1 protein-coding gene is annotated in these 212 nt (G+C 50.0%); it reads left to right on the top strand.

Translation table 11 applies throughout. The features are described 5' to 3' along the window. On the top strand, positions 1-212 hold a 212-nt coding region (locus tag FD25_RS06785), incomplete at both ends, for a hypothetical protein (protein WP_049131431.1).

Genomic DNA, 212 nt, shown 5'->3' with positions numbered 1-212 from the left:
GATTCGGACTCTGACAGTGACTCCGATTCCGACAGTGACTCCGATTCCGATAGCGACTCGGATTCTGATAGTGATTCCGATTCTGACAGTGATTCTGATAGCGACTCTGATTCTGATAGCGACTCTGATTCTGATAGCGATTCGGATTCCGACAGCGATTCGGACTCTGACAGTGACTCCGATTCCGACAGTGACTCCGATTCCGATAGCGA

The sequence above is a fragment of the Levilactobacillus acidifarinae DSM 19394 = JCM 15949 genome (assembly GCF_001434835.1).
Classification (GTDB): Bacteria; Bacillota; Bacilli; order Lactobacillales; family Lactobacillaceae; genus Levilactobacillus; species Levilactobacillus acidifarinae.
Note: the sequence above shows the minus strand (reverse complement) of the source record. Positions and strands in the feature narration are given on the sequence as shown.